General features: G+C 45.3%; 12 protein-coding genes and 2 pseudogenes. 1 reads left to right on the top strand and 13 read right to left on the bottom strand.

Annotated elements, in window-relative coordinates:
* Window positions 1-10: 10 nt before the first annotated feature.
* Both RJP21_RS27635 and RJP21_RS27630 read right to left on the bottom strand, forming a co-directional pair.
* Window positions 11-217: a hypothetical protein gene (locus RJP21_RS27635; RefSeq protein ID WP_310862133.1), complete on the bottom strand. Its 207-nt coding sequence runs from the start codon at window positions 215-217 to the stop codon at window positions 11-13.
* Window positions 218-241: 24 nt separating this feature from the next.
* The gene (locus tag RJP21_RS27630) at window positions 242-1,168 is read right to left on the bottom strand and encodes an AraC family transcriptional regulator (protein ID WP_310862132.1); all 927 of its coding nucleotides are present in this window, start codon (window positions 1,166-1,168) and stop codon (window positions 242-244) included.
* Window positions 1,169-1,340: 172 nt separating this feature from the next.
* Between RJP21_RS27630 and RJP21_RS27625 the strand changes: the two genes are divergently transcribed.
* Window positions 1,341-2,183, top strand: a complete 843-nt coding sequence (locus tag RJP21_RS27625) for an oxidoreductase (RefSeq protein ID WP_310862131.1) — start codon at window positions 1,341-1,343, stop codon at window positions 2,181-2,183.
* 242 nt (window positions 2,184-2,425) lie between these two features.
* On the opposite strand, the gene RJP21_RS27620 is transcribed toward RJP21_RS27625, so the two are convergent.
* From RJP21_RS27620 to RJP21_RS27570, 11 genes and pseudogenes are all read right to left on the bottom strand, one after another.
* Window positions 2,426-3,220 (bottom strand): Cof-type HAD-IIB family hydrolase, encoded by a 795-nt coding sequence (locus RJP21_RS27620; protein ID WP_310862130.1) that lies wholly within the window; start codon window positions 3,218-3,220, stop codon window positions 2,426-2,428.
* A gap of 347 nt (window positions 3,221-3,567) precedes the next feature.
* Window positions 3,568-3,998 (bottom strand): annotated as a pseudogene (locus tag RJP21_RS27615) (cyanophycinase); the annotation flags it as partial.
* 37 nt (window positions 3,999-4,035) lie between these two features.
* Window positions 4,036-4,612 (bottom strand): annotated as a pseudogene (locus tag RJP21_RS27610) (dihydrofolate reductase family protein).
* Between the two features lie 127 nt (window positions 4,613-4,739).
* A complete protein-coding gene (locus RJP21_RS27605; protein ID WP_310862129.1) occupies window positions 4,740-5,123 on the bottom strand; it encodes a DUF4288 domain-containing protein in 384 nt (127 codons plus the stop codon).
* A gap of 65 nt (window positions 5,124-5,188) precedes the next feature.
* Window positions 5,189-5,320, bottom strand: a complete 132-nt coding sequence (locus RJP21_RS27600; protein WP_310862128.1) for a hypothetical protein — start codon at window positions 5,318-5,320, stop codon at window positions 5,189-5,191.
* A gap of 117 nt (window positions 5,321-5,437) precedes the next feature.
* A complete protein-coding gene (locus tag RJP21_RS27595) occupies window positions 5,438-6,421 on the bottom strand; it encodes a tRNA dihydrouridine synthase (protein ID WP_310862127.1) in 984 nt (327 codons plus the stop codon).
* A gap of 1,247 nt (window positions 6,422-7,668) precedes the next feature.
* Window positions 7,669-8,673, bottom strand: a complete 1,005-nt coding sequence (locus RJP21_RS27590) for a carbohydrate-binding protein (protein WP_310862126.1) — start codon at window positions 8,671-8,673, stop codon at window positions 7,669-7,671.
* A 506-nt stretch (window positions 8,674-9,179) separates the two neighbouring features.
* A complete protein-coding gene (locus RJP21_RS27585) occupies window positions 9,180-9,896 on the bottom strand; it encodes a 3-ketoacyl-ACP reductase (RefSeq protein WP_160044986.1) in 717 nt (238 codons plus the stop codon).
* 752 nt (window positions 9,897-10,648) lie between these two features.
* Window positions 10,649-11,875, bottom strand: coding sequence for an RtcB family protein (locus RJP21_RS27580; protein WP_310862125.1), 1,227 nt, complete (start codon window positions 11,873-11,875; stop codon window positions 10,649-10,651).
* A gap of 41 nt (window positions 11,876-11,916) precedes the next feature.
* Complete coding sequence (locus RJP21_RS27575) at window positions 11,917-12,060, bottom strand: hypothetical protein (protein WP_310862124.1); 144 nt, start codon at window positions 12,058-12,060, stop codon at window positions 11,917-11,919.
* Window positions 12,061-12,092: 32 nt separating this feature from the next.
* Window positions 12,093-13,592 carry a TROVE domain-containing protein gene (locus RJP21_RS27570; RefSeq protein WP_310862123.1) on the bottom strand — a complete coding sequence of 500 codons (1,500 nt, stop codon included), beginning with the start codon at window positions 13,590-13,592 and terminating at the stop codon, window positions 12,093-12,095.
* Between the last annotated feature and the right edge of the window lie 213 nt (window positions 13,593-13,805).

Raw genomic sequence — 13,805 nt, 5'->3', positions numbered from 1 at the left:
GCTCAACTGACTAAAATCGTAAACTAAAAAAGAAGACACACAGGGGCATCCTGTTGTCTTCTTTTCTTTTAGACTCAAACCAGGAAATCGACAGTCTGGCATGATCCAGCGCGGGCACGCTTGCTTCCAGCCACTTAAACAAATAATCTCCCATTTCGGTCAACAGCACGATGCCGATGTCCTCAGGAATGCCTTTTTGTACGGCCTGCTCCTTCAAGACGAAGGTTTCCGCCTTCTCGTATCAGTTCGCCCCTGTTAAGTAATCTCGAACTCTCTTCATATCTCTTATCGGCGGCAATCCAAACATTCTGGCGTACTCTCGATTGAACTGGGAGGGGCTCTCATATCCGACTTGGAAGCCGGCATCGGCTGCTTCCGATGTTTCTGAAAGCAGCAGCCGTCGAGCCTCTTGCAGCCTTAAAATCTTTTGATATTGCAACGGGCTCATAGCCGTGACTTTCTTGAAATGGCTGTGCAAAGATGAGGGGCTCATATTGGCATCTTTAGCCAGATCTTCAATGCTAAGCGGCTTGGAGAAGTCTCGATGAATGAGGTGAATGACTCGCGAGATCCGGTTCGCATGACTGCCCAGCATCGCAAATTGTTTGATGAGATCCCCTTGCTCGCCCTGCAGGACTCGGTAAAGAATTTCCCGTACGACGAGCGGAGCCAGAGCGGGAATATCCTCGGGAGTATCCAAGAGCTCAACAAGCCTCAATACCGCATTAAGGAACTGAGGATTCGATTTTTTTACGAAGATACCGCGCCTGGCATTTGAGTTCCCGTTCCATGTTTGATGGGAAGTCTTTATCGTATCCAGAATTTCGTCCAATTGGAATGTGATCTGAACGCATAAATAAGGTTTTTCCGAAGTGGCCTTCATAATCTGTCCGGTAATCGGCAAATGGACGGAAGCTACCAGATAGGAAGTCTCATCGTATTGATAGCTTTCCTTTGCCAATAAAGCTATTTTTGAGCCTTGGGCAATAATGCACAAAGACGGCTCATAAACGGTATGAACGGGTTCGGATACATGAGACTGGCGAATTAATCGCAGAGAAGGAATCGAAGTATGGTGGGTGCCATCAGAAAGCGCATGCTTGCAAATCATGGATACCAATTCATATTGGTACGTTAAAAGTTTCGTTTGTGATACCGAAATGTCCATCCTCAATAATTCCTTTCTGCAAATGGAGATATCCATATCTTATCTACCTTTGTAGGATTAGGCAATAACGAACGAGTATTAGGCTACCCGATCAAGCTGCTAATCCAATAAAATGAGAAAAGTAATCGCGACCTTTGAATAGATTAAATCGGATAAGAAAGTAGGAATGAAAATGCCCGAGAATCAACCGCAGAAAAAGACCTGGTTCATTACAGGCTGTTCCACCGGATTTGGCCGAGAAATCGCCGAAAAAGCCATTTCTACGGGATATAACGTCGTTGCCACCGCTAGAAACCCGGCTCAAATAGAGGATTTGGCCGCAGAGCATCCGGAGCATGTATTGATACTTCAACTGGACGTGACGGACAAAGCTCAAGTCCGGGCTACCGTGCAGACGGCTTTGGAGAAATTCGGCACAATAGATGTCCTAGTCAACAATGCCGGCATCGGCTATTTCAGCACGGTTGAAGAAAGCGTTGAAGAAGAAGCGCGGAGAATGTTCGAGATCAACTTCTGGGGATTGATGGCGGTAACTCAAGAGGTCCTGCCTCATTTCAGAAGTCAAAACTCCGGCCACATCATTAACTTTTCATCCGTCGGAGGCATTGCCGCATTCCCGTCCGTTGGCTATTATAATGCAACGAAATTCGCGGTCGAAGGCATTTCCGAAAGCCTTGCAAAGGAAGTAGCGCCTCTCGGAATCCATGTTACGCTTATCGAACCTGGGGCTTTCCGAACCGATTGGGCCGGACGATCTGCAAACCGAACGCAAACCGCGATAACGGCGTATATGGAAACGGTCGGACCAAGGATCAACCGACCAAGCGGGCAGGAGATGGGAAATCCGGCCAAGCTGGCGGAAGCGGTCATTCAAGTTGCCGAGCTCCCCAATCCGCCATTGCGTTTATTGCTGGGCAAAGACGCATATGCGGTAGCAACCGCAAAATTGGGCGACATGCTTAACGATATTGAGAATTGGAAAGAAACAACGATGAGTACCGATTTCGAGGAATAGGACGGGAGATTATGTCGGGAATTCGGGTAAAGTGGTCGCCATTACAGGGGCAAGCAGCGGGATCGGCGAAGTGACCGCAGGCTTCTCTAACATTACATTTCTATAAGATACGGTTTCCCGCGATTGATTCTTGAACTATGCTGCACGTTAGCTTAATCATATGAGCAGGCTGCTGTGGCCTGCTCAACATTAAGTTAGATTGAACTAACGTACCCGTTAGGTGAATCATTATCTGCAATTGATTACATCACAAACTTCTCAAGAGCAACAGCAACACCATCGTTATCATTTGATTCGGTAATGTGTTTTGCACAATTTTTCAGCTCAATTATTGCATTTTCCATAGCGATCGGAAATCCGCACTTATGGAATAGTCCTAAATCGTTAAAGTCATCCCCGAAAACCATTACATTTTCTGACTTCACCCCGATATCATTAAGCACCCATTGCACGGCTTCTTCCTTTGAGGCTGATTTTTGCATGATTTGAACCAATACTCCTCCATCAGTTGCGATTACGTTCACATGATCACCGAATTGCTCGATAACATCCATCCATGTGCTGTAACCATGAACCAATATTTTGGTTGGAGATAGTGAACTAATAAAATCCTTATCAACAACCAGGGGTTTAGGATCATTTGAACGGATACCGAAATGACTAAGTTGCGAGTCAGGAATTGGTGTACACGTATAGCATGAGTCATTGACCTCGTAATTAATTATCGATTGAGGTGCATGTAACTCGATGAAATTGTTGATCTGCTGGCTAATCTCCATAGGGATACTAATGTGCCGCTGAGTTTGCTTAGACTTGCATGCTATTAGAGCACCATTGTAATAAACCAAGTAGTCTACAAAAGGAAAATTCTTTACAAATTGATTAGCTGCTCTAGGCGGTCGAGCCGTGGCAACAATAATATGAATTCCAGAATCATAACATCTTTTAACTGTCTGATAATTTCTTGGTGATATGGATTTATCACTGCCGAGCAATGTTCCGTCCAAGTCTAATACAATTGCCTGTATGTCCGACATCTGCATCTCTCCTCACAAGTAATTCTTCCAATAATAACCTTTGTCCAAAAGAGAAGCTAGACCCACTATGTAAATAAATCTGCCAGTTTAGCTTAATGAAGCTACCAATCAGCGCCGGCAGTTTCGTCTTAGTCGTTTATGCAACTATGGTTTCCCGTTAGTTCAATAAAATGAGCAGCTAGCATCCGCCGAGCATAGAAAGACCGCCATTGAAGGCGGTCTAAAAGATTTATTATTTCTGCTCGACAATAAGTCCTTGGGATATTAAGATTGCATCTGTTTACAAACAGTATTCCAATAATAGTCAAAAGGAATTAATTCTGTTAGGTCACAGGCACTCACCCTAATTAGAGCGTCTCAACCAATTTCTGAATCTTTGAGTGGGAAATTAAATATACATTACTCATTATATCTATTTTGCCGTCCTTTACACGCATAGCGCTCTCCTGTTCTGACGCATAAACATCAATCTCCTCAGACAAGGGGAACAGGTAGCCTTGAACCAGCGCGGCGTAGTAGAGTCTAGAATGAGATTCATAGGCAAAACGATCAAAGCCTATACTATCATAAATAGTATTTGTTTCATCTATATAGCCAGCGTTTTTCGAGCGTAACCATTTTGCAGAGCACCAGCGCTGGCACCCATTATAAAGGCATTGCTGTTCTTAATCGCATCCGATAATTCATATTCAACCAAAAAATCGTTCTGCAAAACAGTATTTCCACCGCATAAAAAAATGACAGAAGCGTTTTGAATTAATCGCTGGGCATCTTCCTTATTTTCGTAGCCCATCTACGCATTCTACGAAACAAGGTCATCTAACCGCCTGGTAAACGAGACCAATGGCCCCGGAATCAAAAGTTTTGTTTTCGATAAGTTTAAGATTGACCTTCTCTTTGAGGCCTTGGAATAACCGCAACCCGCTGCCGATCAGGACAGGAGAAACCGTGATCTTATACTCATCAATTAAATCAAGCCCCATAAGGTAGTGCGCGAACCTAGGAACTGCCGAGGATGACCATATCTCTGCCTGGCTGCTGTTTGAGTTTCTTGATCTCTTCCTCGACATCTTCTTTCACCCGTCTGGAATTGTTCCACTCGACTTTCTCCAGCGTTGTGGAAAAAACGATTTTGGCTGTCTTTTCGATCCACTCGGCATGATCCCGTTCATGCTGCGAAGCTGATGGGTTCGAAGGCACAGATGGCCAGTAACTGTGCATCATCTGATAAGTCCCACGCCCCCAAATGACCGTGTCGGCAGTACTCAGAATTTCTTTCGCATGTTTCTCCAAATCAGCATCGTAGGAAACCCAGCCAATGTCCATTTCGCCGTTTGGCCCTTCTACAAACCCGTCAAGCGATGAATGCAAAAATAAAACAAGTTTCCTCATTTTCAGTTCTCCTTTGTTCATGTGGTATGCTTGCCATTAACTACACTTTACAACATTTCAGTTCAGGCTGTTTTATTATGGATTGCTAATTTAAACTGCCGCTAGCTTAATAGATCTCCGCGTTGAACTATTCTTCCTCATGAACTTCTGGATAAAACCGCTGTAAAACCTCACTCATACTTTTGTCTTTTGACACATCAAACTGTCTGGAGTAAATCTCCGTTTTATCTCTAATCTCATCGTCAAAAAGATGAAAACAATCTAATGGTTGGACATACACCCACTCCACTAGTTCACCATAAGGATTGAAATGCTTGGTTTCTGAATCTTTGGCTTCACATTCTGCCTTTTCATACGCTTCCTCAAATGAATCGGCATGTATAAGATATAACCTTTCTTCGTAAATTTTCGATTCATCATAAGCGTCATCGATCGTTAAGGGATTTGGCTCACCAGTGATTTTAGCTTCAAACAAAAGTTTTACAGAATACCATTTTACGTTCTCATGCACTACTTTGTTACCTCCTTAAAATATCAATAATCCTGCCCGTTAGCTTAATAGCTGCAGAAAACCGATCAACGTTCATAGATCATCGAACCTGCCATTTCCTGTCCATAGTTAACCTCATACGCATAGATATCGTCGCCAAACTTTCCTACAGATTGGTATCTGCCTGTTTTCAGGCGGATGTAATCGGTGTATCTCAAGGTCATCACTCCATATGGATCATGAATATCGTACACTGATCATAATATGCCCTTCAGTACAACACAAACGCAAAAAACTCCATCCCCTAAGGGACGGAGTTACTCCGCATTCCTTATTTAACTTTCTCCACCCTCATCCATATGCTGCGCAAATTCGTCCAGAAGGGCGCGTACTTCATCGGTAGACTTCGTGCTCATCAATTGATTTCTTAGTTCGCTTGCTCCTCTGAACCCTTTGACATAAATCTTGAAAAAGCGATGAAGAGCTTTGAATGGACGGACCTCTAATTGTTGGGAATAATGATCATGGAGATCCAGCTGCAATCTTAAAAGATCAAGGTATTCGCTGCTACTATGTTCCCTCGGCTCTTTTTCAAAGGCAAACGGATTTTTAAAAATACCGCGCCCGATCATGATCCCATCCACGCCATATTGTTCAGCCAGCTTCAAGCCTGTTTGACGGTCAGGAATATCTCCATTAATCGTAAGCAGCGTATGCGGCGCCACACGATCCCGAAGTTCCTTAATTTCAGGAATCAGTTCCCAATGCGCATCGACTCGGCTCATTTCCTCTCTTGTACGCAAATGGATCGAAAGGTTAGCGATATCCTGCTTCAAAATATGGGTCAGCCAGTCCTGCCATTCATCCACCCTCGTGAAACCAAGTCTGGTCTTCACGCTGACAGGCAATCCTCCTGCCTTGGCTGCTTGGATGATGTCAGCCGCAACCTCTGGCCGGAGAATTAAGCCGCTTCCCTTCCCATTGCATGCCACATTATGGACAGGACAACCCATATTGATATCGATCCCTTTAAATCCCAACTTCGCCATACCGATACTCATCTGTTCAAAATACTCCGGCTTATCGCCCCAAATATGCGCAACCATCGGTTGTTCATCCTCGGTAAAGAGCAAACGGCCGCGCACGCTATGATTGCCTTCCGGGTGACAATAGCTCTCCGTATTCGTAAACTCCGTAAAAAACACATCCGGTCTTCCTGCTTTACTTACGACATGACGAAAAACAACGTGCGTCACATCCTCCATCGGTGCAAGCACAAAAAAAGGCCGGGGTAAATCAAGCCAAAAATTGTTGTTCACTTCAAACTCAAATCCTTTCTAGAATACAGCTTCAAACGTTGACCCAAAATATTGCGCCTAATGTTCGACTTCTTGTCCACTTATATCATGCCTAATAACTTATTGATTAAACAGGAGTACACTTGGTCATCCAACCAAGCAGCTTCTTCAAAAATAATTTATTTACAGTTCTTCCTGACAATATTATATATCAAATTAAACGGAAATTTTTATCTTGTCATGCCTATAGGAAAAAGAACCCATTCCCCAATCAGAAATTCGTTCTCTTTACATTATACTAAATCCAGCCAAGCCATGCTCTCCACATGAGCGGAAGGCTCAAGTTCTCATCTCCCTTGCTAGCCGTTCTATTGGATCTAAACTAACTACGCATGCTTACAAACTTCACGAACGAGCTGTCGCCATCCCTCTTTCGCCATACAGCCCTTTAACCAATTCAAAAGAAAATAGGTATGAACTTCTCTATCCATCTCGCCAATACTCGCTTACCAAATATCCTCCTGCAGCCGACCCCTTCCAAAATCATTTGATCAGCAGCGGACAAGTGATAGAATTTAAGTATAAAGAAACAATTTTTCGGCATACACTAAAAAGAGCCTTTGCCGTTTCAGCGGCAAAGACTCGCAGGACAAAAGGCTGTGGAACCCACGGCGCGCAAAGAATTAATCTAAGCGAAACCCACCGTTAGGCGGCAACCTCATGCGGTGGGTTTTCGCTTGTTTAGCTTCCGTTTAATCCATCGATAGAGCTTCCGAATACTAAACGCAAGGCTTAGTAAAGCCGCGATCCATTTGAGGATATCCTGTAGCGCCACAAGTGCGGCCATGGCAACACCTCCTTTCGGAGTGTGCTACGCCGTGACCGCTTCACCGCTTTAAGTCCTTTGTCTATTTATCATGTAAGACTTGGAAAATCGCCCATGCATAATACCGAGGTGATATGGACATACTGATAGTATTAGCCAGCTGCCAAAGAAGAAGCCCAGGGCGATGTTCGCTCTTGGCTTCTTTTTGATGGCTGGACACAAGCGTTATTATCGATATAACCAAATATAGGGAGAAAGCAGAACTGACCTTACGCACTGCATGTCGGCTTTGCACTTCCGCCACCTGCGGTATGCTCGGGACTTTCATACGTTAGTCGATTGCGCTGCCAAGCGCACCAAAAGCCCAAGCTATTTTTGCTTGAGCTTCTCCTTGATCTATAGGGAATCTCCGTGTCAAAGATGTAACTTTCTTTAATTCATTCTAGTTCTTACCGCCATAACCCTTATATGTTGCATAAACTTCATCTGCATATAGATTTGCCAGAATAGGACGGCCATAAGAATCTGTAGCTCCCGGATACCAGTAATCTCCTCCGTTATAGTGCAATAAGCCGTTATATATGTTGCCGAATTTAACAATCTTTTCATCTAAAATCAGTGCGCCCATGCTTACCTGATCTTGTTCACTGCTGTGATTATAAGTACGGCCAAATGTTGAGCTAAATTGGGATAAATAAGCATTACGCGTGTTTGGTTCTACCTGCATCAATCCGTCGCCGGCTGATGGACTGCCTGGTAAGCCTGCTCCAAAGCTACTTTCCTTTTTGATGACAGCACTCAGCAATAAAGCAAAATCTCCGCCTTTGCCAAATCTATTATCCACATTCATTACATATGTCCATATGTTGCTTGGAACTTCGGAAGGCTTTGTTACTGAAGGAGATGGTGATCCCGTATAAATTTTTACCGATGACATTTTGTCATTGACATCGTTGCCGACCCAGGAAGAATCCGAAGTATAGGTCCATTTTGTTCCTCCAAAATTATCATGCTCATATACTTCAACAGTCCAGCCGCTAGGAACCTTGAGAGAGGACATCCAGTCATTCGGAATTCCGTTTGCGTTCAACTGGGACAGCGTATAATTGCCTATTCCGAGTGTTACTGCTTTTCCACCATAGTTTATATCTGCATAGAATGTTACTCCGTTTGTTGTCGGTGGTGGCGTAGTTCCGCCGCTACCGCCTTTCTGCCATAATGCAGGAACATTGGGTGGTTCCCAACCTACGAGAGAAGTATGTGCCTGAAGACAGGAATAAGTACTTCCACTATATGTTACCGTATCATTTACTGCATATGAAGTATCTGGAGCCCATGCTCCTCTAGCGGCTGCGCTCACCGGTAAGACTGCGCAAAATGTCGATATGAATACTGCTAAAACTACCATAAGTGGGAGGGCTTTAAAAGAAAACTTTTTATTAGTCATTTTCATACCTCCTTGTATCTATCTGTGGCTCACCCATGAGACGATCCACAGGTTTTAACTGTATTATTTTCAATGTATGTAAGTAAGCACTATTTGTGAACCCGTAATTATTCCGAGATTCCAGTTTTTTTGGCCAGGACATTAAGCCTTTAAATCCGGAATAGCGGATTCTGAAGTTGGCATGTTCCACCATAGGATGTTCCTTCAGGTAATCCAGAGCTTTCTTCATTTCTGCAGGATTGATGCAACCCAATTGTAAGCGCTTAAATTTTTCGTCGGATTCTGCTCACCCAAATACCATAAATCCAAAACTGTCATAAAAGTCCACTGCATGAGGATTTTGCTCGTTTACATCAACCTATGATACCGCATACTCTTGAATTACCTTGGTAATCTGGCTCTTGCCTACCCTTTACCAATCCAAGCTGGCTGGCTTTTTATGATATAAAAAGGAAAACGCCACCCCAAATACATAGGGATAGCGTCTTGATATTTCGAATATTATTTTAAGGGTTGGTTGACCAAAGTCCAGCATGTTTTAGTAAAACACGTGGATGAAGTTTTAGCTGTGCAACCATTAAGTCTGCCAAATCCTCTGCTTGCATCACTTTATCCGGATTGCCGTCCGTTAAGTTGAGCTCAACAGCCATATCTGTTGCCACCGTGCTTGGCGTTAACGTTGTAACACGAATATTATGCTTACGTACTTCAAGCATTAATGATTCACTTAATCCGATCACTGCGGCTTTTGAAGCCGAGTATGCACTTGTAACCGGTGCGCCTTTTTGACCGGCTGTTGAGGAGATATTAATGATGTCGCCTGTTTTGCGCTCTATCATTTCCGGTAATACCGCACGTGTTGTATAGTACACGCCTTTTACATTGACATCGATAATATTGGTCCATTCTTCTGGCGTTAATTCCATGAAGTTGCCGAATTTGGAGATGCCCGCATTGTTTACTAAAATGTCGATGGCTCCAAGCTCTCCGCGAATGGATTCAACCGCTGCAGTGATCGAGTCTAAATCCGCTACATTTGCCGCGGCGATGGCTACCTTCACATCATACTGTTTAAGTTCCTCTGCTACGTGTTGTAAATTTTCAAGCGTACGTCCAACAAGACCTACGTGAATACCTTCTTGAGCAAAAGCTATTGCTGTTGCACGTCCAATTCCACGCCCTGCTCCTGTAATTAACGCCACTTTACCTTTGATTGTTTGCATGGTGATCACTCCTTCATGAGATCGTTTTGAAACAACGCCGAACCCAGCATTTCCACCGTTGCCTCAATATATAAACTTACAAAACAGTCATTTTCTCAATATTCGACCCTACTTATTGTATCACGACTTTATTTGAATCTGAAATGTCTTGGTGGAAAAACAGGAGTGGCTCCCTGATTTTTGTTCAGTTCTACTTAATTCAACTTATCTATCTTTTCGAATTCATCAAAGTTCTCCGGCGACTTATATCTCTTCTCCTTGTTGTTGTCTTATTTTAAAAATCATTCGTTACTCCCTTATCTTCGGCTTGTAAACATAAACGGCCGTAGACACTACTTCTACGGCCGCATATCCCACTTTTAAAAGCATTCTACTTTTTATCAAAACCGTAATTCAAACTTTCTAGCCTTACAAGATCAGACTTAGGCAATCCCATTTCCCTCGTTTTTTTTCTGCAATAAGGGCATGAACAATGAATCTTACCCTTAGCAAGGTTACCGGCAAACTTCACATGCCATCCGAGCTGCTGAGCGATCCTGCCCCTTCGCTGAATCACCCTTTTTCGATGATGCCGATAATACGCTCGAGTCCGATTTCTAGATTTGGTTTTCATTCCATCACGCCCCTTGGGAAAAGGCTCAGCCTGCAAAGAAGCCAAGGGAATTCACATCATCCATTACAGGCCGGGCGTGATGGAACTCTTAACATGAACGAACACCATATCCCTCCTCGAATCAAACCTTGGAAATACCTCAATCTTTGTACGGATCAAACTCATTCGCTCCAGCCATGCAAACACCAATCGGTTTCAGAACATGCATGACGTCGATTGTTTCGGCATGCGCATCCAGCACTTCTTGAAGCTTGCGGTAGACAAACGGACTTTCGTCCGTACCTGCGCCGCGCAGCTCAACACCGAAATCCCGAACAGCCTCAAGCATTTGCTCTGTAGTAATTTGACCGCCGCTTCGGGTGCGGGTTTTCCAGTTCATTTTGCCTGCCGCTTGGGTCCGGCTCATGATTCGTCCCGCTCCATGAACGGTGCTGTAGTAAGACTCTCTGTTCTCTATGCTGTCCTTCCCTTTTACGATTACGGATATATCTCCCATACTGCCGCCGATAAAACCAACCTGACCGGGTGCAGACGGGGTTGCCCCTTTGCGAACGACGACGACTTCTCTACCGTTGTGGGTCTCTTTCCAAGCATAGTTATGATGGTTATGTACTTCAAGGTCCGCATCCGTCCCCAGTATGGCTAATACTTGCCGGATCACATATTCCCTACCGGCATAGGCATAACGCCCAGCTAGTTTCATCGCTCTGTAATACATATCGCCCAGTTCGCTGTTCAAATCCAGCAATACTGGTGGCTGGTCCATCTTTTCACCGGGGGCGTTCGCGAGAAACGCTCTGCCGGCAGCCAGGTTGATAAAACCGCTCGCCGTCTTATGCCCGAAACCTCGGCTCCCGAAATGATTCGCAATCCACAAACGGCCGGTTCCCGTTTCTTCAAACAGGTCTACAAAGTGGTTGCCACTGCCGACTGTGCCGAGCTGACTCTGTGCCAATGCTTTCAGCTTGTCGTGCTCCTGCTGTCCTACTGCTCTGTAAACAGCCCAATCCGGATCATCGAAAAGGTCATGGTCAACCCTCTCATTATTGACACGACCTACTCCGAAGGAGATTTTGCGAGCGATCTCATCCATGATCTTCTTCAATCCGGGCTTTATATCTTGGGCAAACAGGTTGGTTCGCACCGCTTTATTTCCGCACGCAATATCATAACCAACGCCCGAAGGAGAGATTTGTCCGTCGTATACAACTACCCCGCCGATCGGCTGACTGTAGCCCTTATGATGATCTGCCATGAGCAAGGTTTGAACGACATTGCCTGTTTCTGAACACGTTTTTGCTTGAGCCAGCGCTCCGCTGTCGGGATTACCCCAGACCCGCACGCCGTCTATATTTTGATAAGCCATATAACCATTCAACTCCTACATAATGATTGCTTTCCCCATACTTACAAACCTTTTGCCTCACGGAGTTTGTGAAGTCGTTCTTTTACCGAGTCTTCAGGTTCCACTTCTGATAAGCGAGTGACCGCTTCAACAAGCCGCTCGCCCCCAGAAGCAACGTTCCAGCCCTCCAATGCCTTGATCGCCATGTTTAGATCGGCATCCAGGCCGATTCAACATTTTAACCGTCCAAACTTACTCCCTCTACCCGCTCCACCAGCGAAGAATAGCCTTTAACTGACTGCGCGATATAGGAAAGCACCGTATCGCTCCAACCATAAATGTAGAAGGTTTGAGGATCTTGATCCGGTACCATCGCATGCCGGTACGGAGCAATATCCACGATAAATGCCTTCACGTCCCGGTTCACTTTCGAACGGTATAGTCTCAGCTGCTCATAAAACGGACTGCCGCTGTTTTGCTGCTCATCCGTGATGATGATGATTTGATCTACCTTCCTCCGCTCTTGGATCAGCTTCCGAACAGGCGCACCTGTATCGGTTCCTCCACGGGCATGGATTTGCGCCGCCTGTGTTAATATACTGTCTTTGCGGGAAGGCTTGGCATCCACAACCTCCGTATCAAACAGCCAGAACAACGAACTGCCCTGCGTCTTTTTATACAGTGCCAAAGCAAACACCGCGCCGATCTCTAAGTACTGGCCGTTCATCGAGCCGGAGATATCAAGGAAAATTGCCGTCTTTTCTCCGAGTTCAGGCAGGTTGTCGAACGTAAGCTCGGCAGCTTCTCGCAAAGCATCCCGAAGCTCCGGATGATCTACCTGGCGGAATGCCGTTGCTAAACGGAATGGCAGGATTTTGGCCTTCTTCAGTGCCTGTTCGTCGGTTATGCGGTTCACGACATAGTCCAGATTGCGTTTATCCTCCAAAACCCCGGCTCGCTGCAAAGCATTCATATGCCGGAGCAGCGCAAATGTCGGCATCTGGTAAAGCAGCGCTTCCCAAACGGCTTTGGACGGCTTGATTGCACCCGAAACCGTTTCATAAGGAAGCTTGCCGCGTTCGATCCACGCGATCTGCTCCTCCTCGGTTGAGGCGAGCTTCAGATTTTCCAGAGCCTCGACTTGGGGCAACAAGGCAAGGTTTGCCTCCAGACCCCGCAAATATCGGAACAATGCCTGCTGCTTCAAGTCTTCCGGTTTCGGATGAGCGGTTGCAATGGCATCACCCAAACTGTAGCCGCGTCCACGGCCGTTATATTTTATAGCCCAATATTCGGACACTCCGGACAAGAAACGGTTTACCTGCCGCTTGACGGCACGGCCGCCCTCTCCACGCCCCATACCTTTCAATATCATTAGGAAGTCGGACAAATCGGAAGGAATCCGAACCACGAGCAGGAAGATCTTCGAAAACAAATCCGGCCGATAAATCGAGAGAATCGCCAAGCCAAACAACGGCTGCAGTCTCATAAAGCCCTCGTTCCGAGCAAATATAATTGCCTTTGCCATAAAATTCGGGTTACTGTTCGCCATCTCTTGATGAAGCTGTTCTGCATCGGATAGCAGTTCATTTTGATCCGCGTAAAAGGTATTACTCATGGTATTGGTCAGCAGCGTCTGTAAATACTGCTCCTCCAGGGATCTTGCGAATGCTGGATAGTGATCTTTATTGAATGTATTCAGTCTAAACGAACCGAACAGTTTTTTGGCCATACTCATACTGGATTGACCTCCTCAAAGTTTTCGAAGAAAACTGGCATCGTAAGCAATGTAACAATGGCGAGGAAAAGGCGGGAAAGGTTTGCTGCAGGAGTCGAACCTGCCGTATTGCCCGGGTAAACCATTGCTCGATTAAGCTCGAAGTAACCCATCCCAGCGCCTCACCGGCTGCTTAAGTTATTTCTTAACGAAGCGAGGAAATGTTTGAAAAGG

Source organism: Paenibacillus sp. VCA1, from assembly GCF_031583795.1.
In the GTDB taxonomy this organism is placed as follows: Bacteria; Bacillota; Bacilli; order Paenibacillales; family Paenibacillaceae; genus Paenibacillus_AQ; species Paenibacillus_AQ albilobatus.
The sequence above is the reverse complement of the archived record's forward strand: the minus strand, read 5'-3'. Positions and strand labels throughout refer to the sequence as shown.

Coding starts and splice junctions, on each gene's coding strand:
- RJP21_RS27630 (WP_310862132.1), bottom strand. CDS start 1,168: ATGGACATTTCGGTATCACAAACGAAACTTTTAACGTACCAATATGAA.
- RJP21_RS27625 (WP_310862131.1), top strand. CDS start 1,341: ATGCCCGAGAATCAACCGCAGAAAAAGACCTGGTTCATTACAGGCTGT.
- RJP21_RS27620 (WP_310862130.1), bottom strand. CDS start 3,220: ATGTCGGACATACAGGCAATTGTATTAGACTTGGACGGAACATTGCTC.
- RJP21_RS27590 (WP_310862126.1), bottom strand. CDS start 8,673: ATGACTAATAAAAAGTTTTCTTTTAAAGCCCTCCCACTTATGGTAGTT.
- RJP21_RS27585 (WP_160044986.1), bottom strand. CDS start 9,896: ATGCAAACAATCAAAGGTAAAGTGGCGTTAATTACAGGAGCAGGGCGT.
- RJP21_RS27580 (WP_310862125.1), bottom strand. CDS start 11,875: ATGGCTTATCAAAATATAGACGGCGTGCGGGTCTGGGGTAATCCCGAC.
- RJP21_RS27575 (WP_310862124.1), bottom strand. CDS start 12,060: ATGGCGATCAAGGCATTGGAGGGCTGGAACGTTGCTTCTGGGGGCGAG.
- RJP21_RS27570 (WP_310862123.1), bottom strand. CDS start 13,592: ATGAGTATGGCCAAAAAACTGTTCGGTTCGTTTAGACTGAATACATTC.